23 protein-coding genes are annotated in these 24305 nt (G+C 68.1%); 7 read left to right on the top strand and 16 right to left on the bottom strand.

Features of this window, described 5'->3' with window-relative positions; translation table 11 throughout:
• Positions 1–93: 93 nt before the first annotated feature.
• The 4 genes from CFB50_RS03120 to CFB50_RS03105 all read right to left on the bottom strand — a co-directional run bounded on the left by CFB50_RS03120 (position 94) and on the right by CFB50_RS03105 (position 4560).
• A complete protein-coding gene (locus tag CFB50_RS03120; RefSeq protein ID WP_089444935.1) occupies positions 94–1152 on the bottom strand; it encodes an L-idonate 5-dehydrogenase in 1059 nt (352 codons plus the stop codon).
• A gap of 10 nt (positions 1153–1162) precedes the next feature.
• Positions 1163–2119 carry a 2-hydroxyacid dehydrogenase gene (locus CFB50_RS03115; RefSeq protein WP_089444934.1) on the bottom strand — a complete coding sequence of 319 codons (957 nt, stop codon included), beginning with the start codon at positions 2117–2119 and terminating at the stop codon, positions 1163–1165.
• A 69-nt stretch (positions 2120–2188) separates the two neighbouring features.
• On the bottom strand, positions 2189–3637 hold the full coding sequence (locus CFB50_RS03110; protein ID WP_089444933.1) for an MFS transporter: 1449 nt from the start codon (positions 3635–3637) through the stop codon (positions 2189–2191).
• Positions 3638–3786: 149 nt separating this feature from the next.
• Positions 3787–4560, bottom strand: coding sequence for an SDR family NAD(P)-dependent oxidoreductase (locus CFB50_RS03105; RefSeq protein ID WP_089446021.1), 774 nt, complete (start codon positions 4558–4560; stop codon positions 3787–3789).
• Between the two features lie 151 nt (positions 4561–4711).
• Here CFB50_RS03105 and CFB50_RS03100 point away from each other — a divergent pair, with 151 nt between their 5' ends.
• Entirely contained in the window at positions 4712–5614 is a 903-nt protein-coding gene (locus CFB50_RS03100) for a LysR substrate-binding domain-containing protein (protein ID WP_089444932.1), read from the top strand.
• A gap of 76 nt (positions 5615–5690) precedes the next feature.
• Here CFB50_RS03100 and gap read toward each other — a convergent pair whose 3' ends face one another.
• Both gap and tkt read right to left on the bottom strand, forming a co-directional pair.
• A complete protein-coding gene (gap, locus tag CFB50_RS03095; RefSeq protein ID WP_059500962.1) occupies positions 5691–6701 on the bottom strand; it encodes a type I glyceraldehyde-3-phosphate dehydrogenase in 1011 nt (336 codons plus the stop codon).
• 89 nt (positions 6702–6790) lie between these two features.
• On the bottom strand, positions 6791–8863 hold the full coding sequence (gene tkt / locus CFB50_RS03090) for a transketolase (RefSeq protein ID WP_089444931.1): 2073 nt from the start codon (positions 8861–8863) through the stop codon (positions 6791–6793).
• Positions 8864–9079: 216 nt separating this feature from the next.
• Here tkt and speE point away from each other — a divergent pair, with 216 nt between their 5' ends.
• The 3 genes from speE to CFB50_RS03075 all read left to right on the top strand — a co-directional run bounded on the left by speE (position 9080) and on the right by CFB50_RS03075 (position 11300).
• Positions 9080–9937 carry a polyamine aminopropyltransferase gene (gene speE, locus CFB50_RS03085; protein WP_089444930.1) on the top strand — a complete coding sequence of 286 codons (858 nt, stop codon included), beginning with the start codon at positions 9080–9082 and terminating at the stop codon, positions 9935–9937.
• Positions 9938–10098: 161 nt separating this feature from the next.
• Positions 10099–10515, top strand: a complete 417-nt coding sequence (locus CFB50_RS03080; protein WP_069247106.1) for a VOC family protein — start codon at positions 10099–10101, stop codon at positions 10513–10515.
• 17 nt (positions 10516–10532) lie between these two features.
• Positions 10533–11300, top strand: coding sequence for a 16S rRNA (uracil(1498)-N(3))-methyltransferase (locus CFB50_RS03075; protein WP_089444929.1), 768 nt, complete (start codon positions 10533–10535; stop codon positions 11298–11300).
• A gap of 6 nt (positions 11301–11306) precedes the next feature.
• Here the strand turns inward: CFB50_RS03075 and CFB50_RS03070 are convergent, their stop codons facing one another.
• From CFB50_RS03070 to CFB50_RS03050, 5 genes are all read right to left on the bottom strand, one after another.
• Positions 11307–12128, bottom strand: coding sequence for a hypothetical protein (locus CFB50_RS03070; protein WP_089444928.1), 822 nt, complete (start codon positions 12126–12128; stop codon positions 11307–11309).
• 66 nt (positions 12129–12194) lie between these two features.
• Positions 12195–12938: a hypothetical protein gene (locus CFB50_RS03065; RefSeq protein WP_089444927.1), complete on the bottom strand. Its 744-nt coding sequence runs from the start codon at positions 12936–12938 to the stop codon at positions 12195–12197.
• Positions 12939–13152: 214 nt separating this feature from the next.
• Complete coding sequence (locus CFB50_RS03060) at positions 13153–13716, bottom strand: barstar family protein (RefSeq protein WP_069247103.1); 564 nt, start codon at positions 13714–13716, stop codon at positions 13153–13155.
• 16 nt (positions 13717–13732) lie between these two features.
• Positions 13733–14164 (bottom strand): ribonuclease domain-containing protein, encoded by a 432-nt coding sequence (locus CFB50_RS03055; RefSeq protein ID WP_006476946.1) that lies wholly within the window; start codon positions 14162–14164, stop codon positions 13733–13735.
• Positions 14165–14542: 378 nt separating this feature from the next.
• Positions 14543–16885, bottom strand: coding sequence for an NADP-dependent malic enzyme (locus tag CFB50_RS03050; protein ID WP_269466151.1), 2343 nt, complete (start codon positions 16883–16885; stop codon positions 14543–14545).
• 135 nt (positions 16886–17020) lie between these two features.
• Here CFB50_RS03050 and thiL point away from each other — a divergent pair, with 135 nt between their 5' ends.
• From thiL to CFB50_RS03035, 3 genes are read left to right on the top strand one after another with little or no spacing between them, the layout of a single operon-like run.
• The gene (thiL, locus tag CFB50_RS03045) at positions 17021–18019 is read left to right on the top strand and encodes a thiamine-phosphate kinase (RefSeq protein WP_089444926.1); all 999 of its coding nucleotides are present in this window, start codon (positions 17021–17023) and stop codon (positions 18017–18019) included.
• Positions 18009–18560 carry a phosphatidylglycerophosphatase A family protein gene (locus CFB50_RS03040; protein WP_069247100.1) on the top strand — a complete coding sequence of 184 codons (552 nt, stop codon included), beginning with the start codon at positions 18009–18011 and terminating at the stop codon, positions 18558–18560. The genes thiL and CFB50_RS03040 overlap by 11 nt, the downstream gene beginning before the upstream one ends.
• A gap of 31 nt (positions 18561–18591) precedes the next feature.
• On the top strand, positions 18592–19092 hold the full coding sequence (locus tag CFB50_RS03035; protein WP_034186407.1) for a CinA family protein: 501 nt from the start codon (positions 18592–18594) through the stop codon (positions 19090–19092).
• Between the two features lie 38 nt (positions 19093–19130).
• Here the strand turns inward: CFB50_RS03035 and CFB50_RS03030 are convergent, their stop codons facing one another.
• From CFB50_RS03030 to araH, 5 genes are all read right to left on the bottom strand, one after another.
• Positions 19131–20189, bottom strand: coding sequence for a phosphorylcholine phosphatase (locus CFB50_RS03030; RefSeq protein ID WP_069247099.1), 1059 nt, complete (start codon positions 20187–20189; stop codon positions 19131–19133).
• 221 nt (positions 20190–20410) lie between these two features.
• Positions 20411–21238, bottom strand: coding sequence for an orotidine-5'-phosphate decarboxylase (pyrF, locus tag CFB50_RS03025; protein ID WP_069247098.1), 828 nt, complete (start codon positions 21236–21238; stop codon positions 20411–20413).
• Between the two features lie 39 nt (positions 21239–21277).
• Positions 21278–22339 (bottom strand): aldose 1-epimerase, encoded by a 1062-nt coding sequence (locus CFB50_RS03020; protein ID WP_089444925.1) that lies wholly within the window; start codon positions 22337–22339, stop codon positions 21278–21280.
• A gap of 49 nt (positions 22340–22388) precedes the next feature.
• Complete coding sequence (locus CFB50_RS03015; protein ID WP_089444924.1) at positions 22389–23198, bottom strand: SDR family NAD(P)-dependent oxidoreductase; 810 nt, start codon at positions 23196–23198, stop codon at positions 22389–22391.
• Between the two features lie 23 nt (positions 23199–23221).
• Positions 23222–24238 (bottom strand): L-arabinose ABC transporter permease AraH, encoded by a 1017-nt coding sequence (gene araH / locus CFB50_RS03010; RefSeq protein WP_089444923.1) that lies wholly within the window; start codon positions 24236–24238, stop codon positions 23222–23224.
• Between the last annotated feature and the right edge of the window lie 67 nt (positions 24239–24305).

The raw sequence follows: 24305 nt of genomic DNA, 5'->3' as shown, positions 1-24305 counted from the left end.
TCGCCACCATGAAAAAAGGCACGTCCCGCGAACCGCGGGCGTGCCTTCTGTTGACAACGCCGATAGCGTCCGTCGCGCGCTAGCGCTTGATCGTCACGCCGCCTCGTCCGCGAAGTCGATCAGCACCTTCATCGCGCGCTGCCGGTCGCCGGCCAGTTCGAACGCGAGGTTCGCATCGCGCATCGGGAACACGCGCGTGACGGCCGGACGCAGGTCGACGCGCCCCGCGTTGATCAGCTGTACCGCGAGCGCGAATTCCGCATGAAAACGGAACGACCCGCAGATCGACAACTCCTTCGCGACCACGACGTTCTGCGGCAGGCCGACATCGCCGCCGAGCCCGAGCTGCACGACGACCCCACGTGGACGCATCACGTCCAGCCCGTCACGCAGCGCGCGCGCATTGCCCGAACACTCGATCATCACGTCGAACGTGCCCTTGTCGGCGCCGTAGCGCTCGACCCAGCCGGCATCGGCCACCGCGTTGATCGTGCGGTCGGCGCCGAGCGCGCTCGCCACTGCCAGCGGCGCCTCGACGACGTCGGTCGCGACGATCTCCGTCGCGCCGTGCACGCGCGCCGCCGCCACCGCCAGCACGCCGATCGGCCCGCAACCCGACACCAGCACGCGCTTGCCGATCAGCGGGCCCGCGCGCGACACCGCATGCAGCCCGACCGCGAACGGTTCGGCGAGCGCCGCGAGCGACAGCGGCACGTGATCGGCGACCTTCACGCACTGCACCGCGTCGCACACGAGCGCGTTGCGGAATGCGCCCTGCACGTGCGGCATCCGCATCGCGCTGCCGTAGAAGCGCATGTCGAGACACTGGTTCGGCAGCCCTTCGAGGCAGTAGCGGCACGCGCCGCACGGCCGGCTCGGATTGACCGCGACGCGATCGCCGACCTTCACCGCCGTCACGTCCGGCGCGACTTCGGCGACCGTGCCGGCCACCTCGTGGCCGAGCACCATCGGCTGCTGCAGCCGGATCGCGCCGAAACCGCCGTGCCGGAAATAATGGAGATCGGAGCCGCAGATGCCGCCCATTGCGACTTCGACGCGCACCTGGCCCGGGCCGATCTCGCCCGCGTCCTGCTCTTCGACCCGCAGGTCGTTCGGCCCGTGGATCACGACACACATGCAACGCATACGCATGACAGCCTCCTCAGACGACCGGCGTGACCAGCGGCTCGCCGGCGAAGTGCGCGGCAAGGTTGTCGCGCACGAGCCAGCCCATCGCCTGGCGCGTCTCGATCGTGCCGCTCGCATGGTGCGGCTGCAGCAGCACGTTCGGCAACGCGAGGAAACGCGGGTCGATGCGCGGCTCGTTCCAGAACACGTCGAGCGCCGCGCCGGCGATCGCGTTGCGCTCGAGCGCGTCGAGCAGCGCCGGTTCGTCGACGGTCGTGCCACGCGACACGTTCACCAGATAGCCTTGCGGCCCCAGCGCGTCGAGCACGGCGGCGTCGACGAGGTGGCGCGTCGTCGGCCCGCCCGCGAGCGTGACGATCAGCAGGTCGCACCAGCCGGCCAGCTCGGCGAGGTCGCCGAAGAAGCGGTGCGGGCTGTCCGCGCGCGGTGCGACGTCGAAGTAGCCGAGCTCGACGTCGAAGCCCGACAGCCGGCGCGCGATCGTCGTGCCGATCCGGCCGAAGCCGACCACGCCGACGCGCTTGCCGTACAGCCGCGTGACGAGCGGCATGTCGCCGTCGCGCCATGCGCCGGAACGCACGTATGCGTCGCCCGCGCCGATGCGGCGCATCATCGCGAGCGCGAGCCCGACGCCGAGATCGGCCACGTCGCCGGTCAGCACGTCGGGCGTGTTGGTCACGCGAATGCCGCGTTCGCGCGCGGCGGCGAGATCGATCGCATCGGTGCCGACGCCGTAGCAGGAGATGATCTCGAGCTTCGGCAGCGCGGCGATCAGCGCGGCATTCGCACCGAGATCGCCGCGCGTCGCGATCGCGCGCACGCCGGCGCCGTGTTGGGCGAGAAACGCCGCACGGTCGGCGGCCTCCCACAGCCGGTGGACGTCATAGCCTGCCGACAGCCATGCGTCGTCCCACGGCTGGTAAGGGCCCGTCATCAGCAGTCCGGGCCGCTGGGTCGATTCGTGCGCCATCTGCGCTTGCTCCTGTCGAGATAAGTGGAATGCGAAAGCGTGCCGGGCCGCGTCAGCCACCCGGCCCGTTCATGCGTGCCGCGCGAGCGGATCGGCGCCCGGTGCCGGCGCCGCCTGCGCCGCGTCGAGCGGATCGTCGAGATCGCGGTTCAAGGTTTCCGGCATCCGCGACGTCGTGAACAGCGTGATCAGCGTCAGCAGCACCAGGTACGCGGCGATCGGCACCCATGCGCGCACACCGGCCGCATGCTCGCCGCCGTGCAGCGCGATCACGGTCGCGATGATCGTCGCGCCGACGAGCGGCGCGATCCCGCCCGCGAGCACCGCCGACACTTCACGCGAGAACGACACGCCCATGTAGCGATGGCGCGCGCCGAACAGTTCGGGCAGCAGCGCGGCCTGCGCGCCGAGCATCCCCCAGTTCGCGAAGCCCTGCGCGACCGAGATCGCGATCACGCTCGCAATCACGTTGCCATGGCTGAAGATCCACCACACCGGGAACGCGAGCGCGAGTTGCAGCCACGCGAACGTGCGATACACGCGCACCCGGCCGAAGCGGTCGCTGAGCCAGCCGGCCAGCGGCACCGTGCATGCGCCGACGGTCGCCGCGCACACCAGCGCGAGCGCGCCGATCGGCCCCTTCATCCCGATCACGCCGGCGAGATAGCTGACCGCGAGCGCCTGGTAGATCGACGAGCCGCCGTTCTCGGCCATCCGCAGGCCGATGCCGATCAGCAGCGAGCGCTTCGAATGCTGCACGGCGCTCTTCAGCGGATTCGCCAGGACCTGCGCACGCTTCTCGAGTCGCACGAAGGTCGGCGACTCGTGCAGTCGCACGCGCATGTAGATCCCGACCGCGACGATCACCGCGCTGAACAGGAACGGCACGCGCCAGCCCCAGCCATCGGTGACGCGGTCGATGTTCGCGAGCAGCAGGAAATAGACGGCCGCCGCGAGCACCGTGCCGAGCTGGATGCCGAGAAACGGCAGCGACGCATAGAAGCCGCGCTTGCCCGGCGGCGCGTATTCGGTCATCAGCACCGCGGCGCCCGCCTGCTCCGCGCCGGCACCGAGGCCCTGCACGATGCGCAGCAGGATCAGCAGCGCGGGCGCCCAGTAGCCGGCCGTCGCGAAGGTCGGCAGCACGCCGATCAGCGTGCTCGCGATCCCCATCAGCAGCACCGTCGCGGTCAGCACGAACTTGCGGCCGATCCGGTCGCCGAGCACGCCGAACACGACGCCGCCGAGCGGGCGCACCGCGAAGCCGACGAAGTAGGTGCCGAAGCTCGCGATCAGCCGCATCTCGGCGGTCTGCGCGGGAAAGAACAGCGGCCCGAACACCAGCGCCGATGCGAGCGTGTACAACGCGAAATCGTAGTATTCGAGCGCGCTGCCGAGCGAACAGGTCCATGCCGCGCGGTTGAGCTGCTTCGTGTCGACGCCGCGGCGCTCGACGGTCCCGCCCGGCGCACCGGACCCTGCATCGTGCCGCGCGGGCGGCGGGGAAATGCGACCCATCGTTGTCTCCTGCCTTCCGTTCCGGAACCCGGCGGCGCATCGCGCGACCGGGACATCGGCCCGCTCGTGCGGCGGACTCTTCTGGGAATTCGGATGCCGGCCGCAGCCGGCGCAACGGCACACCGCGCACGGCGCGGGCGCGCCGCCGCTCAGACGGCGCTGGTCAAGCCGCCGTCGACGAACAGCGTCTGGCCGTTCACGAAATCGGATGCGGCCGACGCGAGGAAGATCGCCGCGCCGCACAGCTCGTCCACGCGCCCCCAGCGGCCAGCCGGCGTACGCTTGCACAGCCAGTCCGAGAACGCCGCGTCGTCGACCAGCGCGCGGTTGAGTTCGGTTTCGAAATAGCCGGGGGCGAGGCCGTTCGCCTGGATGCCGTGGCGCGCCCAGTCGGCGCACATCCCTTTCGTCAGCATCCGCACCGCGCCCTTGGTCGCCGCATACGGCGCGATCGTCGGCCGTGCGAGCTCGCTCTGCACCGAGCAGATGTTGATGATCTTCCCGCGGCCGCGCGCGATCATGTGCCGCGCGACGGCCTGCGCGACGTTGAACACGCCGTCGAGGTTCACGCGCATCAGCGCATGCCAATCGTCGGGTTCGAACGCGTCGAGCGGTGCGCGGCGCTGGATGCCCGCGTTGTTCACGAGGATGTCGATCGCGCCGACGCGCGCCTCGAAATCGTCGATCGCCGCGCGCACCTGCGCGTGCTCGGCGACGTCGAATATCGCGTAGTCGGCCGTGAAGCCTTCCTCGCGCAGATGCCGCACGAGCGTCGCGGCCTTCTCCTCATTGCGATCGTTGATGACGATTGCCGCCCCCGCTTCGGCCAGCCCGCGGGCGAGCGTCAGCCCGATCCCGCGTCCGGAACCGGTAATCAGTGCGCGGCGGCCGTCGAGGCGGAACCGTTCAAGCGCGTGGGTCATGCGTGTCTCCTCGTGCCAGTCGAGCCGGCGGCCCATCGCGGCCGGTCTCGCGTTGACGGTATCTTCGGCTGCCGGCCGGGGGCCGCGCCAATGGTCTTTTTTGATCCGGTTATCATGAAACTTGATCACCGCCCTCGCCTGCCCGCCGCCCATGGAACTCAAGCAATTGCGCGCCTTCGTCACGCTCGCGGAAGAACTGCATTTCGGGCGCGCCGCGCAGCGCCTGTTCATCGTGCAGCCCGCGCTGAGCATGCAGATCAAGGCGCTCGAGGAAGAACTCGGCGCGCGCCTGTTCGAGCGCGACCGGCACAAGGTCGAACTGAGCGACACGGGGCGCGTGTTCCTGCCCGAGGCGCGCGCCACGTTGCAGCAGGCCGCACGCGCGGAACAGCTGGCGCGGCTGTCGAGCCGCGGCGAGATCGGCACGCTGCGGATCGCGTTCGTGTCGTCGGTGCTGCCCGTGCTGCTGCCGGCCGTGCTGCGCACGATGCGCGAGCGCTATCCGCTGATCACGCTCGAACTGAAGGACCTGCCGACGCCCGACCAGATCGCCGCGCTGCGCGACCGGCGGATCGATTTCGGGATGATCCGGCTGCCGGCCGCGTATGCGGGCATCGACACGCGCGTGGTGCTGGAGGAAGGCTTCGTCGTCGCGCTGCCGCTCGACCATCCGCTCGCCGCGCACGATGCGATCGCGCCGGCCGCGCTGCGCGGCCAGCCCGCGTTCGTGCTCGCGCGCCGCTACGCGCCGGGCTTTCACGACGACATGCTGCTCGCGCTGAGCCGCGCGGGCACGACGCTCGAGATCGCGCAGGAGTTCGGGGAATTCACGACGATGCTCGCGCTCGTCGCGGCGGGGATGGGCATCGGGCTGATTCCGGCGGAAGCCGCCAGCGCGCTGCCGCCGAACGTGCTCGCGCGGCCGCTCGACCTGGCCGGACATCGCACCGGCATCGGCCTCGCGTGGACCGACCTCGACAGCCCGCTGAAGCGCGCGTTCGTCGCGGTGCTCGAGCAAGTGACGGCAGCATCGAGCCATAACGGCGGGCAATAAAAAAGCCCGGCCGGAAAACCTGGCCGGGCTCGTTCGCTGCGCAAGCCGCCTGGCAGCGGCCGCGCAACGTGCGGGATTACTTCGCGTTCGCGAATGCGACAGCCGTATCCAGCATGCGGTTCGAGAAACCCCACTCGTTGTCGTACCAGCTCGACACCTTGACGAGACGGCCCGACACCTTGGTCAGCGTGGCGTCGAACGTCGACGAAGCCGGGTTGTGGTTGAAGTCGATCGACACCAGCGGTGCGTCGTTGTAGCCGAGGATGCCCTTCAGCGCGCCTTCCGATGCTTCCTTCATGATCGCGTTGACTTCCTCGACCGTCGTGTCGCGCTTGGCGATGAACGACAGGTCGACGATCGACACGTTGATCGTCGGGACGCGGATCGCGTAACCGTCGAGCTTGCCGTTCAGTTCCGGCAGCACGAGGCCGACGGCCGAAGCAGCGCCCGTCTTCGTCGGGATCTGGCTGTGCGTGGCCGAACGCGCGCGGCGCAGGTCTTCGTGGTAAACGTCCGTCAGGACCTGGTCGTTCGTGTACGCGTGGATCGTCGTCATCAGGCCGGTTTCGAGGCCGATCTTGTCGTTCAGCGGCTTGACGAGCGGCGCGAGGCAGTTCGTCGTGCACGATGCGTTCGAGATGACGGTGTGCTCGGCCTTCAGCACGTCGTGGTTCACGCCGTAGACGATCGTGGCGTCGACATCCTTGCCGCCCGGTGCCGAGATGATCACCTTCTTCGCGCCGCCCTTCAGGTGCGCGCTGGCCTTTTCCTTCGTCGTGAAGAAGCCCGTGCATTCCATCACGACGTCGACGCCCAGCTCGCCCCACGGCAGTTCGGCCGGGTTGCGGTTCGCCAGCACGCGGATCTTGTCGCCGTTCACGACGAGGTAGTCGCCGTCGACCGACACTTCACCCGGGAACTTGCCGTGCGCGGTGTCGTACTGGGTCAGGTGCGCGTTGGTCTTCGCATCGCCCAGATCGTTGATCGCCACGATCTCGATGTCGTGCTTCTTGCCGTTCTCGTAGAACGCGCGCAGCGTGTTGCGGCCGATGCGGCCGTAGCCGTTGATTGCGACGCGAATCGTCATGGTCTATCTCCTGATGGCTGAAAAAATTCGTTTCGTGCAGCTTCACGGTGCGACGCGCGCGAGGGGTGGCGCGCGTCGCGTCTGTCTCTTTAGGCCAGCACGGCCTTGGCGGTCTCGACGACGTGCTCGACGGTGAAGCCGAAGTACTTGAACAGCACGCCGGCCGGCGCCGATTCGCCGAACGTATCGATCCCGACGACGCCGCCTTCGAGGCCGACGTACTTGTGCCAGAAGGCCGTCACGCCCGCTTCGATCGCGACGCGGCGCACGCCGTGCGGCAGCACGCGCTCACGGTATTCGGCGTCCTGGCGGTCGAACACGTTGGTCGACGGCATCGACACGACACGTGCCGCGATGCCTTGCTGCGCGAGCGGCTCGACGGCCTTCATCGCGAGTTCGACTTCCGAGCCCGTCGCGATCAGGATGATCTTGCGCGCGACGATCTCGTCGTCCCAGTCCTTCAGCACGTAGCCGCCCTTCTCGATGTTCGCGATCTGCGCATCGGTACGCAGGTTGAACGCCAGGTTCTGGCGGCTGAAGATCAGGCTCGACGGACGGTCGGCGGCGACCGCGTGGGTCCACGCGACGGCCGTCTCGACCGTGTCGGCCGGACGCCATACGTCGTGGTTCGGGATCAGGCGCAGGCTCGACACGTGCTCGATCGACTGGTGCGTCGGGCCGTCTTCGCCGAGGCCGATCGAGTCGTGCGTGAACACGAAGATCGACGGCACCTTCATCAGCGCGGCCACGCGCAGCGCGTTGCGGCTGTAGTCGGAGAACGTCAGGAACGTGCCGCCGAACGGCTTGTGGCCGCCGTGCAGCGCGAGGCCGTTGATCGCGGCGCTCATGCCGAATTCGCGCACGCCGTAGTTGATGTGGTTGCCCAGCTGGACGCCCGGGCCTTCCGGATTCGCACGGACGGCCTTCGATGCCTTCCAGTTGGTCAGGTTCGAGCCGGTCAGGTCGGCCGAGCCGCCGAGCAGTTCGGGCAGTACGGCAGCCAGGCCTTCGATCGCCTGCTGCGACGCCTTTCGGGTCGCGACCGTCTCGGCGCGCTCGTTCGCGCCGGCGATGATCGCCGCAGCCTTCTGCGCCCAGTCGGCCGGCAGCTGGTTGGCCATCCGGCGCTCGAATTCAGCGGCTTCTGCCGGGAACTTGGCGCGATATTGCGCGAACGTCGCATCCCATTCGGTTTCCGCGCGCTTGCCGGCTTCCTTCGCATCCCATGCCGCGTAGACTTCCTGCGGAATCACGAACGGCTCCCAGGTCCAGCCGAGTGCCGCGCGCGTCTTCGCGATTTCTTCCGCGCCGAGCGCCGCGCCGTGCACGTCGTGGCCGCCGGCCTTGGTCGCCGCGCCCTGGCCGATCACCGTCTTGCAGCAGATCAGCGTCGGCTTGTCCGACAGCTTCGCCTTCGCGATGGCTGCGTCGACCGCGTCGACGTCGTGGCCGTTCACGTGCGGGATCACGTTCCAGCCGTACGCTTCGAAGCGCTTCGGGGTGTCGTCGTGGAACCAGTTCACGACGTCGCCGTCGATCGAGATGCCGTTGTCGTCGTACAGCGCGATCAGCTTGTTCAGCTTCAGCGTGCCGGCGAGCGAGCAGGCTTCGTGCGAGATGCCTTCCATCAGGCAGCCGTCGCCGAGGAACACGTACGTGTGGTGATCGACGATCTTCGCGCCGTCACGGTTGAACTCGTCGGCCATCAGCGCTTCGCCGAGCGCCATGCCGACCGCGTTCGCGAGACCCTGGCCGAGCGGGCCGGTGGTCGTCTCGACGCCCGGCGTGATGCCGTATTCCGGATGGCCCGGCGTCTTCGAGTGCAACTGGCGGAAGTTCTTCAGCTCTTCGATCGGCAGGTCGTAGCCGGTCAGGTGCAGCAGCGAGTACAGCAGCATCGAGCCATGGCCGTTCGACAGCACGAAGCGGTCGCGGTCTGCCCAGTGCGGGTTCGTCGGGTTGTGCTTCAGATGGCGCGACCAGAGCGCGACGCCGATTTCGGCCATGCCCATCGGCATGCCGGGGTGGCCGGAGTTCGCTTGCTGGACGGCGTCCATTGCGAGCGCACGGATCGCGTTGGCCATCAGGGTGGTGGAGGCGGGAGACGAAGTCGTCATGTCGAGTCCGGAGAACGAGTCGAGGAAACGGGGGCACGGCGGCATCCGGAAGCTCGAGCGTCAATCGTTCCCGGCGCGCGGTGCGGCGCCTGACGGACGCGAAGCGGACGGAGCCTACGGACGGGGCTGCAAAGCTCGTCATTTTAACAGATGGGCTGACATTTCCCTTGTCCATGCACAGTGTTCCGGCACGCTTTTCCGCACAACCGCGCGCCTCCTATAATTCAGACGTCAGAACTGCCCGCCCCGAGCCGCCCGCCCGTGAGCACGACCCTTCTCTTCCATCCCACGCCCAACGCCGCCTACGGATTCCCGAACGCACGCCGGCTCGCACACGTCGCATCGCCGCACCAGCGCATCGAAGTCTGGGAAACGCCGCAGCTCGGCCGCCTGTTTACGCTGGACGGCCGGCCGATGACGTCGGTCGGCGACGAATACGTGTATCACGAGTGCATGACGCACCCGGCCGCACTCGCGCATCCGTGCCCGAAGAAGGCGCTCGTGCTCGGCGGCGGCGACGGCGGCGCCGCGCGCCAGTTGCTCAAGCACGCATGCATCGAGCGGATCGTCGTCGCCGAGCTCGACGACGAAGTGGTCGGCATGGCGCGCCGCTATCTCGACGACGTGCACCACGGCGCACTCGACGACCCGCGCGTCGAGGTCGTCATCGGCGACGCCGCGCATTTCGTCACGTCGACCATCGAGCATTTCGATCTCGTCGTGTTCGACCTCACGCCGCCCGATTCGCCCGCGGCCGGCCTCTATACGCGCGAGTTCTACGCGCAACTCAAGCGGATCCTCACGCCGTGCGGCGCGATCTCGATGCACCTCGGCTCGCCGGAGTTCCACGCGGCGCGCATCGCCGCGCTGCTCGACGATCTGCGCGCGAGCTTCGCGGTCGTCGATCCGCTGTCCGCGCATGTGCCGCTATACGGGTCCCAATGGCTGATGGCGATCGCGAGCGACACGCTCGATGCGGCCGCGCTGTTCGCGCACGACGTCGATGAACGCCTCGCCGCACGCCACGTGCAGGGATTGCGCTACTACGATGCGCGACTTCATGCGGCCCTCTTTGCCCTGCCGTGCGCGCTGCGCGATACACTGGGCGTTCGCCGCTGAGCGTCCGCGCGGCCGCCTCGCTTCCGTTTTTCCATCGCGTCCTGGCAGGCTTCGCGATGCATGGCACCGGGGCGGAACGTCCCGGACGCCGCGCCGCCCCTGAACGAACGCCCAGGCATGGAATCGGAATACGTGCCCAAGCGCCCCCACAGGAGATTTTCATGACCGATCCACGTCCGGCCAACGTGCCTTGGTTGACGCCCTACCTGGCCGTACGCAACGCGCGCGCGGCCATCGAGTTCTTCAAGGCCGCATTCGGCTTCACGGTACGCGACGTGCACGACGAGGACGGTGCGATCATGCACGTCGAGATGGCCTATCGCGGCCAACTGATCGTGATGTTCGCGCCCGAAGGCGCGTTCGGCTCGCCCGCGCTCACACCTAAGAGTGCGAACGCCACCGCGCCGCAATCGTTCTACCTGTATGTCGACGACGTCGACGCCACCTGGCAGCGCGCGCTCGACGCGGGCGCGAAATCGCTGAGCGCGCCGCAGGATCAGTTCTGGGGCGACCGGTTCGCGCAGATCGAGGATCTCGACGGCTACCGATGGGCGCTCGGACGCCGTCTCGACGCATGACCCCAACCGTTACACGCATGAACGAAGCCACCACCACCGCGGCCGTGCCGCGCTTTTTCGTCGACGCGGCACTGCGCGCCGACGCCACGCTCGCATTGCCGGCCGAGGTCGCGCGCCACGCACAGGTGCTGCGCCTGCAGCCCGGCGACGTGCTCGCGCTGTTCGACGGCACCGGCGGCCAGTACCGCGCGCGGCTCGTCGAGATCGACAAGCGCAGCGCGCTCGCGCAGATCGACACGTTCGAACCGGCCGAGGCCGAGCCGCCCTATCGCGTGACGCTCGCGCAAGGCATCGCCGGCGGCGACAAGATGGACTGGGTGATCGAGAAGGCCGTCGAGCTCGGCGTGACGGCGGTCGTGCCGCTGTCGACCGCGCGCGGCGTCGTGAAGCTCGCCGGCGAACGGGCGGACAAGCGCGTCGCGCACTGGCGCGGCGTCGTGCGCGCGTCGTGCGAGCAATGCGGGCGCAACCGCGTGCCCGACGTCGCGCCGGTCGCCGGCTTCAACGCATGGCTCGATGCGCTGCCGGCCGCACCGGCGGACGGCGAGCTGCGGCTGCTGCTGTCGCCGCGCGCGAGCATCCCGTTCGCGTCGCTGCCCGACGCGCCGCCCGCGGCGGCCGTCACGCTGCTGATCGGACCGGAAGGCGGGTTGTCGCCCGACGAGGAAAATGCGGCACGTGCACGCGGGTTCACCGCGCTGTCGCTCGGGCCCCGCGTGCTGCGCACCGAGACGGCCGGCGCGGCCGTGCTCGCGGCGCTCGCGGCGCGCTGGGGCGGGTGGTGATGCGCGTCAGCGCGCGGCGCTCAACGGCTCGATGTCGATGACGCTGGAACCCTTGAGCGCCAATGCCAGCGCGTCGATGCTCGCATCATCGAACGGGAAGGTCGTCGCTGTGACGCGCAACGGCGGCGTCGCCTGGATCGCCTTGATCAACGGACCGCGATAGCGCAGGTTCATCAGCATCGGCACGATCTGCGTGATTCCCACCGGCCGGCCGTCGTGCTGCACTGCGGCGGCATCGACCGTGTCATTCCAGCCCTGGATGAAGCCGCCGGCATCGATCCGCGTGTTCAGTTCGATCCAGCGCCGCTTTTTCTCGTCCGCGCTGTCGTCCGATGCGCGCAATGCGGCGGCCTCGCGACTCACGTCGGCATCGTGCTTCGCACGCCACGCCATGTAGCCCAGCGCGAAGACCATGTTGTCCGGCAGGATGTCGCCGTCATGCACGACGTGGGACAGGCGCCGCGGCGCCTGGCTCTCGACGAAGGCGGGCGTCAGGATCCAGACGCTGCCGTTGCGCAACGCGCCGGACGTCCGGCCGAGCGCGGGTTCGCCGCTGTCGACCGCGATGCGCGTCAACAACCCGGCATCGACCAGTTCGTTCAGTTGGCCGGCCAGCGCCGGCGACGCGTGAATCGCACGGGCCACCGCCGCATACTGGTCCGGCGTCGAGCGCGTGCGCAACTCGCCAAGCAGCCGCTCGACCGCCGGATACACGGCCTGCGCCGCCGGCGTCGGTGCCGGTTCGGCCGCGGCGGCATCCGCGGCCGACGCGCCCCCGATCGAAGCGACGGCTGCGGCCACCAGCAGCCCGCGTGTGAAAACGTTCATTGCTGACTTCCCCCGTTCGAATGTCCGGCACGCCGGCAACATGCACGGCGGCCCGAATGCTGCCGGTTAATTGGCGGCGTCGCCGTTCGCGTCACGCATCTGGCTCATCAGCGCGTTGACGACGGGCCGCAGCACCTGGGCGGGGGAATCCGCGATCCAGCCCTTGTCGTCCGTGCCATGCAGGTCGATCCGGCCCGTGATCGGCCGGCTCGTCGGCGCGTGGTCGAACACGGGTACCACACCGTTCAGGAACGCCGCGAGATATGCCGCGCGCGCGTTGTCGTCTTCCGAGCGCGGCTCGTCGACCGTCTCCCGCAGCACCCTCAAGCCAGGCTCCACCTCGGCGACGCGGCACGCGAATTCGACCGTCGCGATCGATTCGCCTTTCACGGATTCGTTCGGTTTCCGGGTCGAACCGGTGGCCTTGCACTCGGAACGCGCGAGCGCATGCTGAAATGACCCGATCGCCGCGGTGACCGGCCCGTTCACCGTTGTGCGTACCGTCGCCGGCACCTTGTTCAGGATGGACGCGACGATCGTCCCGCTCAATTTGTCCGCGAGCTTCGCAACGGCCGCCACGTCGAGCACACCCTCGCCATCGAAGTGCGTGCGCGTTGCGTCGTTGAACTGCTCGGCCTTCGACGCGTCGCCATTGACGAACGCGCCGAGATACAGATCGGTCGTCTGCTCCGGGGTCAGCACGGCGGCCTGGGCGACCAGTGGGAGGCCGAGCGACAGTGCGCACGCGGTCAGCGCGCACACGAGCGGATGGCACGCACGGGTGCGCGCCGCTGATCGGGTAGCGGTCATGGGGAAACGGCCCTCTCTCGAATGTTGGTCTGGTGTGATGCGCCCGGCACGGCGGCGTCGCCCGGGCTGCGCGATTGTCGCGGAAAAAAGTGGGCGATGAAAGGTCCGTGTCGGATCGGGCCAAGCGCATGCAACAGGCGCAGGCGCAAAAAAGCCCGCTCGAGGCGGGCTTTTGAAGGGTGATTCGCCGAATCGGCCGGCGGCCGACGTGCGCTTACGCGAACGAGTAGAACACGCGGAACGCGACCTTGCGCTCGGCCCAGAATTCGGCCGCCTCGCGGAACACGTCGAGCAGCGTCTCGCGGCCTTCCTTGTCGAATTTCTGCGCGATCGGCAGCCCTTCGAGGACGATCACGAACCCGGGCTGCGCGCCGGCCTTCGCGACGAGGTCGGTCAGGCAGTCGTACAGCGCGTCGTAGTTCTTCCCGAAATGTTTCGGGAACAGGAACGACGTCGCGATCGTTTCCATCACTTCCTGCTTCGATTGCGCGGCGCCGCAAAACGCATACAGGAAATGCTGGCCGAGCCGGCCGGCTTCGTCGGCGAGATCCTGCACGCGGAACGCGCGGATCGACTGCACGAGATTGGGTCGCACGGTCGTGAAAAGGCTCATAGGCTCCTCGTTCGATGAAAGCCCGGGCTCGGCTTCCTGTTGCTCCGGCGTGCTGCCAGCCTGCGCCGCCGCGTGCAGTTGGATCACGCGCTGAAACAGATTGCCGTCGCCGGCCGCGAACAGTTCCGCCGCCGCCGTTTCGTGCGCGTAGATGGAGTCGCTCATGCCATTCGTCCCGAAGTCATTCAACAATACGTTTAAAACTGTTGTAGTGGTCGCCCGTGTAATAACAGTTGTCGATCCGGCGCAATGGCCCGCCACAGACGATCCGGCGGGCACCGCGATTGCGGGCGCGCGGCGTCGGCACCGTGTACTCATGGTAGTAGCCGCGCTTCGCTTTTGGCAGGATCCGCTCGCGGTTGCCAAACACGACGCCGTCTTTCTCGTACGGATACGGACCGCCGGCGCCGATCAGGCCCAGCGTGGTCACGGCCTCGCGCGGAAGACTGGCGGTCGGAATCGTATCGAGCCCGCTCGCCGCCACGTCGGCCGGAACGGCCTCCCGTGCGTAAGCGGCGGAAACCAGACTGCCCGTCGGCGTGCCGACGATACCCATCGCGAACATCGCGAAGACGGACGCGAGCGCGCCGTTGCGGAGCCACTTGCGTGCCATGAACCAGGGTTCCCGCTGTTAAATCAAGTAGTTGACGACCAACAAAGGCGTTAGCGTAGCGTTATTGGCCGCGCGAATCAATGTCCGTTTGGGAATCGAAAGGCCAGTGATACCCGAAATTGCGCATTTTTTACCTAAATCACACTACATTTACCTTACATGAGATAAAATGCAGGCGGCATCTCTGGCATGGCAAGACTCTGCCTCCTTGCCGTGCTCGCTACGCTGAGTGGAGAGAGATGCTGCTGTTGCTTGACGGAAGCGCGTTTGCGCCCTGCCCGCGGCGTGCCCATTGCGGGCACGCCTCTTTTTGCTTTTGTTTACAATTTCGCGCGACGCGCCACGCCGATTCGACCGGCCTGGCGCGTTCGTTTTGGCTCAGCGCGTGGCGTTCACGTCGGCGACCAGCAGCGCCGCCATGTTGACGATGCGGCGAACGGTCGCCGATTCGGTCAGCACGTGCACCGGCTGCGCTGCGCCCAGCAGGATCGGCCCGATCGCGATGTTGTTGCCCGCGGCCGTCTTCAGCAGGTTGTACGCGATGTTCGCGGCGTCGATGTTCGGCAGGATCAGCAGGTTCGCTTCGCCTTCCAGCGTCGATTCCGGCAGGATTTCCTTGCGCAGCGCCGCGTCGAGTGCGACGTCGCCGTGCATCTCGCCGTCCACCTTCAGCTCCGGCGCGCGATCCTGCAGGATCGCGAGCGTATCGCGCATCTTCTTCGCCGAAGGTGCGTTGCTCGTGCCGAAATTCGAGTGCGACACCAGCGCGACCTTCGGCTCGATGCCGAAGCGGCGCACTTCTTCCGCCGCCATGATCGTGATCTCGGCCAGCTCTTCCGGGGTCGGATCGACGTTCACGTGCGTGTCGACGAGGAAAATCTGGCGACCCGGCAGCACGAGGCCGTTCATCGCCGCGTACACGCTGCAGCCCGGGCGCTTGCCGATCACCTGGTCGATGAAGTGCAGGTGGCGGTGCGTGGTGCTGATCGTGCCGCAGATCATCCCGTCCGCTTCACCCTTCTTCACCAGCATCGAGCCGATCAGCGTCGTGCGGCGGCGCATCTCGACGCGCGCGAGCTGCTCGCTGATGCCCTTGCGCGCCATCATCTTGTAGTACGTCTGCCAGAAGTCGCGGTAGCGCTCGTCGTGCTCGGTGTTGACGACCGTGAAATCGGTGCCCGGCGTCAGGCGCAGGCCGTAGCGCTGGATACGGTGCTCGATCACCGACGGGCGGCCGATTAGGATCGGCTTCGCGAGTTTTTCGTCGACGATGATCTGAACGGCGCGCAACACGCGCTCTTCTTCGCCTTCCGCGAACACGACGCGCTTCTTCTCTTCCGGTGCGGCGCGCGCGATCTGGAAGATCGGCTTCATCGTCGTGCCGCTGTGGTACACGAACTGCTGCAGATGCTGCTTGTACGCGTCCATGTCCTCGATCGGGCGCGTCGCGACGCCGCCGTCCATCGCGGCCTGCGCGACGGCCGGTGCGATCTTCACGATCAGGCGCGGATCGAACGGCTTCGGAATCAGGTATTCGGGCCCGAACGACAGATCCTGGATGCCGTACGCGGTCGCGACGATGTCGCTCTGCTCGTGCTGCGCAAGCTCGGCGATCGCGTTGACGGCCGCGATCTCCATTTCACGCGTGATCGTCGTCGCGCCGACGTCGAGTGCGCCGCGGAAGATGAACGGGAAGCACAGGACGTTGTTGACCTGGTTCGGGTAATCGGTGCGGCCCGTGGCCAGCACCGCATCCGGGCGCACTTCGAGCGCGAGTTCCGGCAGGATTTCCGGCGTCGGGTTCGCGAGCGCGAGGATCAGCGGGCGCTCGGCCATGCCCTTCACCATCTCCTGCTTCAGCACGCCGGCGGCCGACAGGCCGAGGAAGATGTCCGCGCCGTCGATCACTTCGGCCAGCGTCCGGGCTTCCGTTTCGCGGGCGAAACGCTCCTTGTCCGGATCCATCAGCTCGGTGCGGCCCTTGTAGACCACGCCCGCCAGGTCGGTCACGATGATGTTCTCGATCGGCAGGCCGATGTCGACCAGCAGGTCGAGACACGCGAGCGCGGCCGCACCCGCGCCGGACGCGACGAGCTTGACCTTCTTGATGTCCTTGTTGACGACCTTCAGCCCGTTCGTGACGGCCGCGGCCACCACGATCGCGGTGCCGTGCTGGTCGTCGTGGAACACCGGGATCTTCATCCGCTTGCGCGCTTCGCGCTCGACGATGAAGCAGTCCGGCGCCTTGATGTCTTCCAGGTTGATCCCGCCGAAGGTCGGCTCCAGCGCGGCGATCACGTCGACGAGCTTGTGCGGGTCCGATTCGTTCAGCTCGATGTCGAACACGTCGATGCCCGCGAACTTCTTGAACAGCACCGCCTTGCCTTCCATCACCGGCTTCGACGCGAGCGGGCCGATGTTGCCGAGACCGAGCACCGCCGTACCGTTCGTGACGACGCCGACCAGGTTGCTGCGCGCGGTGAAGCGCGCCGCGTTGAGCGGATTCTCGACGATCTCCTCGCACGCGTACGCCACACCCGGCGAGTACGCGAGCGCGAGGTCGCGCTGGTTGATCATCTGCTTGGTCGGGGCGATCGCGATTTTCCCGGGGGTCGGGAATTCGTGATAGTCGAGCGCGGCTTCGCGGAGTTTGGCTTTAGAGGAGGCTTGGGTAGACATGTGTCTCTTGGCGGGCGGATTAGAATAACTCTTCGACGGCATTGTAGCGCCAATCATCGGCCGCCAGACCGGCGATTCGGGTGCAACAGCCGCGACAAAATTGTACTGAACGGTGCAGGAACGCCGCCGCTCGCCTCGTACAATGCCGTTCCTTCCATCGTTTCGGATCCATCCGCCGTGCCAGCCGCCCTCTCCGAGTTTTCGCTGATCGAACGCTTCTTCACGCGCCGCGCCGCGCAGGGCGCCCGCGCGTCGACGCTCGGCATCGGCGACGACTGCGCGTTGATCACGCCCCGATCCGGGAAATTGCTGGCCATTTCGACGGACATGCTGGTGGAAGGCCGCCACTTCTTCCCCGACGTCGCGCCCGACGCGCTCGGCCACAAGACGCTCGCGGTCAATCTGTCCGACCTCGCGGCGATGGGCGCCGAGCCGCGCGCGTTCACGCTCGCGTGCGCGCTGCCGCGTGCCGACGCCGCGTGGCTGGAAGCTTTCAGCAACGGGCTGTTCGCGCTCGCCGAGCGCTACGGCTGCGAGCTGATCGGCGGCGACACGACGAGCGGCCCGCTGAACCTGTGCGTGACCGTATTCGGCGAAGTCGCACCCGACGCGGCGCTGCGCCGCGATGCCGCACGCGACGGCGACGACGTCTGGGTGTCCGGCACGCTCGGCGATGCGCGCGCCGGCCTCGGCGTCGCGCGCGGCGAATGGGCGGCCGGTGCGAACGAAGCGGCCGCATTCCGGCGCGCGCTCGAGTACCCCGAACCGCGCATCGCGCTCGGCCTCGCGCTCGCGGGCGTCGCGCACGCGGCGCTCGACCTGTCGGACGGCCTCGCCGGCGACCTGCAGCACATCCTGGCCCGCTCGAACGTGCGCGCCGAAATCGATGCCGACGCGGTGCCGCGCTCGGCCGCGCTCGCGACGCTGCCGCCCGACGTGCAGCGCCGCTGCACGCTGGCCGGCGGCGACGACTACGAACTGTGCTTCACCGCGCCGGCGGCAGCTCGCGTGGCGGTCGAAGCAGCCGGCGTAACGGCCGGCGTGGCGGTCACCCGAATCGGTACAATACGCGCGTTGTCCGTGCCGTCGGACCCGCCCGCGATCGCGTGGCGCGACGCCGACGGCGCGCCTCTCGCTCTCACGTTGCACGGCTTCGACCACTTCCATGCAGACTGACCCGACGCCCGCGCACACCGCGGCCGAGCCCGGCGCCGCATCCGCCGGCAACGCGCCGCGGCGCGCGACCGCGCGCTTCATGCTGTCGCACCCGGCGCACATCGTGTCGCTCGGCTTCGGCAGCGGGCTCGCACCGATCATGCCCGGCACGTTCGGCTCGCTGTTCGGCTGGCTCACGTTCGTCGTGCTCAACCGCTACCTGACGGTGCCCGAATGGTGGGCGCTGATCGCGGTCGGCTTCGTGGCGGGCACGCGGCTCACCGATTTCACCGCGAGGAAGATGGGTTCTGCCGATCCGGGCGCCGTCGTCTGGGACGAGATCGTCGCGATCTGGCTCGTGATGCTGTTCGTCACGCCCGCGACCTTCGTCGGCCAGCTGTGGGCGTTCGTCGCGTTCCGCTTCTTCGACATGCTCAAGCCGCCGCCGATCCGCTATGTCGAGCGCCGCCTGAAAGGCGGGCTCGGCATCATGGTCGACGACCTGGTCGCCGCGTTCATGACGCTGCTCGTGATCGCCCTGTGGCGCTCCGTCGTCGGCTGACCGATTTTCCGACTTCCGTTTCCCGACGCGCATGCCAACCGATTCCGTCGTCCACCAGCTTGCGATCCGCGCAGGCAACAAGCTGCGTGACGAGCACCTGACGCTCGCCACCGCCGAATCCTGTACCGGCGGCATGATCGCCGCGGCGATCACCGACATCTCCGGCAGCAGCCAGTGGTTCGAGCGCGGCTTCGTCACATACTCGAACCAGGCCAAGATCGAGATGATCGGCGTGCCGCCCGACCTGATCGACAAGCACGGCGCCGTCAGCGAGCCCGTCGCGCGCGCGATGGCCGAAGGCGCGCTGCGCAACAGCCGCGCGCAGGTCGCGCTGTCCGTCACCGGCATCGCGGGCCCCGCAGGCGGCAGCGAGAAGAAGCCGGTCGGCACCGTGTCGTTCGGCTGGAGCAACCGGCTGCATACCGACGTCGAGACGCTCGTGTTCAAGGGCGACCGCGAACAGATCCGCACGCAGGCGGCCGCGCATGCGCTGCGCGGGCTGCTGAAGCTGCTCGACGAGCGCGAGGGCTGATCGGGCCGGGGGCGCGCGCCGCGCCCCCGCGTGCCCGCTTACTGGATCGCGTCGGGCTTCACGACGATCCAGTTCTTGTCCGCCGTCACCGGCAGGCCGAGCGACTTCTGCCGCGCGGCCGATTCATCCGACCACGCGCGGATCTGCGCCATCTGCTTGTCCTTCTTGTTCACCCACACGCGCACGCCGCCGCGCGCGACGTCGGTCGCGTTCAGCAGCATGTAGCCGTCGGACGTCGGCGTGTCGCCCGCGACGAGCACCGGCTTCTTCCACTGGTCGATCCAGCCGACGATCGAGCCGAGCTTGCCTTCGTACCACGTCATCGGGTTCATCAGGAACGGCGTGATCACCAGGCTGCGGTTCGCGGCCTCGTCGTACTTGCCGGCCTTGATCTGCAATCTCGAGGTGGTCAACGCGCCGGTCGCCGGGTTGCGCAGCAGCGTCGTCACGCCGATCACGTTCTGCGGCTTCACGTTGTAGCCGTACTTCGGGTCGGACAGCACGAGCCGCGCGAGCTCCTCGTGCGCGGCCGTCATCACGTAGACCTCGATCCCGTTCTCGCGCAGCGCGTTGTACAGCTCCTGCATCCCGCGGAAGAAACGCGGCGGGTTCACCGTACCGTCGACCACCTTGTCGCCCTGCCAGTAACGGATGGGGATCGGCTTGCCATCGGCGAGCATCGCGTCGACGTGGCGCTTCAGGTCGGCCAGCGACTGCCCAGCGAACGCCTGCGCGATCCACGGGTAGCAGACCAGGTCGTCGATCTCGCACAGCCGGTAGTAATAGCTCGTCAGCGATTCCCGGTAGTCGGCGGAATCCTTGAACGGGATCAGCTTCAGCGACGGGTCGAGCGTGTCGCGCGTCAGCACGCCGCGACTCTCGAGGTACGGCAGCAGCGACTCCTCGAGGTCGTAGCGGTAGGTCGTATTGTCGGCGTCGAACACCGCGTAGTCGCCGCGGTGCGCGTGCGCGGCGATCATTGCGTTCAGCGCCTTCGCGCTGTCGGCCGGCCAGTGCGAGAGATCCGCCGCATGGGCGAACGTCATGCACAGCGATGCAGCGAATGCGCTCAGAAGACGGCGGGACAGCTTGGGCATGGCGTCGCTCCTTTCTTGACATTTTCGTGACGGATCGATGACAAGCGGGAGCATCGCGCGATTGGCGCGCGGGGATGCAGTGCGGAAGCGACGGGAAGTTGTCCGCGTGCGCCAGTGCGAGCCGGGCAGGCGGAAAGGCGGGAACCAGGAGGGAAAACGGCCCGGGCCCGCGCGTGCGGGCTGGCCGGAACCGGCCGCCCGGGAAGGCGGCCGGTGCGACATCAACGATGCGCGTTGATCGTGTCGCGGGTCTTCTGCGCGGCGAGCGCCGCGGCTTCGGCAAAATCCTCGCCCTTGCTCGCGTACAGGATCGCGCGCGACGAGTTGATCATCATGCCGGTGCCGTCGGCCGTGCGGCCCGCGTTGACGGTCGCCTGCACGTCGCCGCCCTGCGCGCCGATGCCGGGAATCAGCAGCGGCATGTCGCCGACGATCCCGCGCACGATCTCGATTTCCTTCGGGAACGTCGCGCCGACCACGAGGCCGAGCTGGCCGTTCTTCGCGTTCCACTTGTTCGCCGCGAGGTCGGCGACGACCTGGTACAGCGGCCGGCCGTTCGTGTCGAGGAACTGCAGGTCCGAGCCGCCCGGGTTCGACGTGCGGCACAGCACGATCACGCCCTTGCCTTCGTGCTCGAAGTACGGCTCGACCGAGTCGTAGCCCATGTACGGGTTCACCGTGACGGCGTCCGCGCGGTAGCGCTCGAACGCTTCGCGCGCGTACTGCTCGGCCGTGCTGCCGATGTCGCCGCGCTTCGCGTCGAGGATCACCGGCAGGCCCGGATGCTGGAGGTGGATGTGCGCGATCAGCCGCTCGAGCTGGTCTTCCGCGCGATGCGCGGCGAAGTAGGCGATCTGCGGCTTGAATGCGCTCGCGTATTCCGCGGTCGCGTCGACGATCTGCCGGCAGAATTCGAAGATCGCGTCGGGCTGGCCGTCGAACTGCACGGGAAAACGCGACGGCTCGGGATCGAGGCCGACGCACAGCAGCGAGTTAGTGCGCTGCCACGCGGCGCGCAGCGATTCGATGAAAGTAAGCGGGGAAGACATGGCGGGTACTCGCGGCAAACCGTTGGTAGACCGCGTATTTTACCCGCGTCGCCGGCGCGCCTCGCGCGAAGCCGCATTGCCGCGCGCATCGGCGCGCTCGACGGTGAACGCGAAACGCCGCGTGAGCCGCTCGCCGGGCGCGAGCAGCGTCATCCCGTGCGCGGTCGCGCCGCCCGGCAGGTTCACCGCGTTGATCGGATGATCGACCGGCTCGAAGCAGAAGAAATCCTCGCCGGGCGGCGTATAGAGCACGTATGCGTCGGCGTCGGCCGCCACCGTCAGCGACAGCCCGCGGCGCGGCCAGCTCACCGTCGCGTGGCCGCCCCAGCCGGTGAACGCATGATTGACGAGCGCGGCCGGCAGCGGATACGCGACGCCGAACTGCCAGGCCGGCGGCACGCTCACGTGCCGCACCGGCAGGAAATCGGCGCCCGACAGCCACAGCCCGCCGGCAGCCGCGGCCAGTTCGGTCGCGGTATCGCGCACGAGGAACGGATGCACGCCGAGCCCGAACGGCAGCCGCGCACGCCCCGCGTTCTCGATCGTCAGCGCGATCGACAGCGTCGCGTCGTCGAGCTCGAACGACTGGATCGCACGGAACGCATACGGCGCGCCGGCGGTGCGGTCGAGCGACAGTTGCAGCGACGTGCCGGTCGCATCGTCCACCTGCCACGGTGCGAGCCAGCCGTCGCCGTGGATCGGCAGCGGCTCGTCGCGGCGGTTGCGCGGCACCGCGACCTTACGCCCGTCGCATTCGAAGCGCCCGTCGCCGATCCGGTTCGAGTACGGCAGCAGCGGATAGCACGCTAGCTCGTTCGGGTCCGTCGCCGCCTCCGGGTGCTCGCAGCGGCGGAACACCGGCATCAGCGCGCCGTTGTCGCCGCGCCAGTCGAAGCGCGCGATGCCGCCGCCGAGATGCGGCAGCACGTCGAGCCGCAGCAACGCGTTCGACAGCGTGACGGCCGCCGCATGCGCGGCGCCGACGCCCTGCGCAAAGGCTGCTGTCTGCGGGCCGGGGCTGACCGGCTGCGCGGCGGCGGCCAGGCGCGCGCGGCGCGACTGGCTGGTGGACGACGATGCGCTCGAGGACGTGGCGGTCATGGTGAACTCCTTTCCTTCGTCGAAGAAACGATGCGGGTCGTGCGAACGGTCAGGCCCAGCCGCCGTCGACGATCACGTCCTGCGCGGTGATCATCCGGCTGTCGTCGGCCGCAAGGAACAGCGCCATCCGCGCGAGATCGGCGGGCAGCAGTTCGGCATCGAGGCACTGGCCGGCCTTGATCGCCGCGCGGCCCGCGTCGTCGAGCCACAGCCGGCGCTGCTTGTCGGTCATCACCCAGCCGGGCACCAGCGAATTCACGCGGATGCCGAACGGGCCGAGGTCGCGCGCGAGGCCGCGCGTCAGCCCCTGCACGGCCGCCTTCGCCATCACGTAGACGGGGTAGCCGCCGTTCTTCAGCATCCAGCTGATCGAGCCGAGATTGACGATCGCGCCGCCGCCCTGCCGCTTCATGTCGTCGATCACCGCCTGCGCGGCGAAGAACTGGTGACGCAGGTTCACCGCGATGCCCGCGTCGAACGATTCGGGCGTCACGTCGCCGATCGCGTGGCGCGTGTCGTTCGCCGCGTTGTTCACGAGCACCGCGATCGCGCCGATGCGCGCGCGGATCGCGTCGATCGCATGGCGCAGCGCGTCGATGTCGGTCAGGTCGCACTGGAGGAACAGCGGCGCATGGCGTACGTGCGCGAGGCTTTCCGCGAGCGCGGTACCGGCCGCCGCGTCGAGGTCGACGAACGCGACGCGCGCGCCCTGCTCGGCGAAGTGTTCGACGAACGCCGCGCCGATACCGGTCGCGCCGCCCGTGATCAGCACCGCGCGATCCTCGAGGCTCGGGTAGCGTGCGAAGCGCGCGTCGCTCGCCGCCGCGTGCGTGCCGTGCACTGATGTGTCGATGGTCATGCGTATCGTCTCCGTGGATTCGGTCAGTCGCGGACGCCGCGGTTCTTCAGCTGGTCGAGCAGCACGGCCGCGAGCAGGATCGCGCCGCGCACGAGGTACTGGTAGAACGCATCGATGTTCAGCAGGTTCATCACGTTCTCGACGGTGCCCATGATCAGCACGCCGATCACGACGCCCGAGATCGTCGCGCGGCCGCCCATCAGCGACACGCCGCCGAGCACGCACGCGGAGATCACGTTCAGCTCGAAGCCCTGCGCGGCGTTCGGCTGGCCCGACGTGATGCGCGACGCGAGGATCACGCCCGCCAGCGCCGTCACCGCGCCCTGGATCAGGAAGATGTACACGCGCGTGCGTTCGACGTTGATCCCCGCGAGCCGCGAGGCTTCCGGGTTGCCGCCGATCGCGAGCGTGTTGCGGCCATAGACCGTCTGGTTCAGCAGCACGCCGAAGCCGATGAAGCACAGCAGCGTGACCCAGATCGGCAGCGACACGCCGAACATCGACAGCCCGCCGAGCGCGATAAACGTATCCGACGACACGCCGACCGCCTGCCCCTTCGACACGATGAAGCCGAGCCCGCGCACGATCTCCATCGTCGCGAGCGTCGTGATCAGCGCGTTGATGCGCAGGTACGCGATCACCGCGCCGTTCACGAAGCCGATCGCGGCGCCGGCCGCGACCGCCGCGACGATCGCGACGAACGTGTTGTCGGTCGCGTTCAGCACCATCGCGCACAGCACGCCGGAGAACGCGACGGTCGAGCCGATCGACAGGTCGAAGTCGCGCGACGCGAGGCAGAACATCATCGTGCACGCGACCATGCCGATCTGCGAGATCGACAGCGCGAGACCGAGCATGTTGTCGATCGAGAAGAAGTGATCGACGGTCAGCGACATCGTGATGAACATCACCGCGAAGATCGCGATCAGGCTGTATTCGGTCAAATGCTGCCACCACTTCTGGCGGTCGCTCTGCTGCGGCACCAGCGCGTCGGCCGACGGCTTCACGGCGGCGCTGCCAAGGTTTTCGTTGACTTGCATGATTGAGTCTCCTGCTCCTGCATCGCACGGCCCGCGCCGTGCATGTCCGATTCGATTGTCGTGTCCT

It is taken from the genome of Burkholderia sp. AU33423, assembly GCF_002223135.1.
Classification (GTDB): domain Bacteria; phylum Pseudomonadota; class Gammaproteobacteria; order Burkholderiales; family Burkholderiaceae; genus Burkholderia; species Burkholderia lata_D.
The sequence above is the reverse complement of the archived record's forward strand: the minus strand, read 5'-3'. Positions and strand labels throughout refer to the sequence as shown.

Bases quoted from the DNA above. Each gene is read 5' to 3' on its own strand.
- CFB50_RS03020 (WP_089444925.1), bottom strand. From the start codon at position 22,339: ATGACCGCCACGTCCTCGAGCGCATCGTCGTCCACCAGCCAGTCGCGC.
- CFB50_RS03105 (WP_089446021.1), bottom strand. From the start codon at position 4,560: ATGACCCACGCGCTTGAACGGTTCCGCCTCGACGGCCGCCGCGCACTG.
- CFB50_RS03030 (WP_069247099.1), bottom strand. From the start codon at position 20,189: ATGCCCAAGCTGTCCCGCCGTCTTCTGAGCGCATTCGCTGCATCGCTG.
- CFB50_RS03115 (WP_089444934.1), bottom strand. From the start codon at position 2,119: ATGGCGCACGAATCGACCCAGCGGCCCGGACTGCTGATGACGGGCCCT.
- araH (WP_089444923.1), bottom strand. From the start codon at position 24,238: ATGCAAGTCAACGAAAACCTTGGCAGCGCCGCCGTGAAGCCGTCGGCC.
- CFB50_RS03035 (WP_034186407.1), top strand. From the start codon at position 18,592: ATGCCAACCGATTCCGTCGTCCACCAGCTTGCGATCCGCGCAGGCAAC.
- CFB50_RS03065 (WP_089444927.1), bottom strand. From the start codon at position 12,938: ATGACCGCTACCCGATCAGCGGCGCGCACCCGTGCGTGCCATCCGCTC.
- CFB50_RS03110 (WP_089444933.1), bottom strand. From the start codon at position 3,637: ATGGGTCGCATTTCCCCGCCGCCCGCGCGGCACGATGCAGGGTCCGGT.
- CFB50_RS03070 (WP_089444928.1), bottom strand. From the start codon at position 12,128: ATGAACGTTTTCACACGCGGGCTGCTGGTGGCCGCAGCCGTCGCTTCG.
- CFB50_RS03015 (WP_089444924.1), bottom strand. From the start codon at position 23,198: ATGACCATCGACACATCAGTGCACGGCACGCACGCGGCGGCGAGCGAC.
- CFB50_RS03075 (WP_089444929.1), top strand. From the start codon at position 10,533: ATGAACGAAGCCACCACCACCGCGGCCGTGCCGCGCTTTTTCGTCGAC.
- CFB50_RS03040 (WP_069247100.1), top strand. From the start codon at position 18,009: ATGCAGACTGACCCGACGCCCGCGCACACCGCGGCCGAGCCCGGCGCC.
- CFB50_RS03100 (WP_089444932.1), top strand. From the start codon at position 4,712: ATGGAACTCAAGCAATTGCGCGCCTTCGTCACGCTCGCGGAAGAACTG.
- tkt (WP_089444931.1), bottom strand. From the start codon at position 8,863: ATGCCGCCGTGCCCCCGTTTCCTCGACTCGTTCTCCGGACTCGACATG.
- CFB50_RS03080 (WP_069247106.1), top strand. From the start codon at position 10,099: ATGACCGATCCACGTCCGGCCAACGTGCCTTGGTTGACGCCCTACCTG.
- CFB50_RS03055 (WP_006476946.1), bottom strand. From the start codon at position 14,164: ATGGCACGCAAGTGGCTCCGCAACGGCGCGCTCGCGTCCGTCTTCGCG.
- gap (WP_059500962.1), bottom strand. From the start codon at position 6,701: ATGACGATTCGCGTCGCAATCAACGGCTACGGCCGCATCGGCCGCAAC.
- CFB50_RS03120 (WP_089444935.1), bottom strand. From the start codon at position 1,152: ATGCGTATGCGTTGCATGTGTGTCGTGATCCACGGGCCGAACGACCTG.
- pyrF (WP_069247098.1), bottom strand. From the start codon at position 21,238: ATGTCTTCCCCGCTTACTTTCATCGAATCGCTGCGCGCCGCGTGGCAG.
- CFB50_RS03050 (WP_269466151.1), bottom strand. From the start codon at position 16,885: ATGCCGTCGAAGAGTTATTCTAATCCGCCCGCCAAGAGACACATGTCT.
- CFB50_RS03060 (WP_069247103.1), bottom strand. From the start codon at position 13,716: ATGAGCGACTCCATCTACGCGCACGAAACGGCGGCGGCGGAACTGTTC.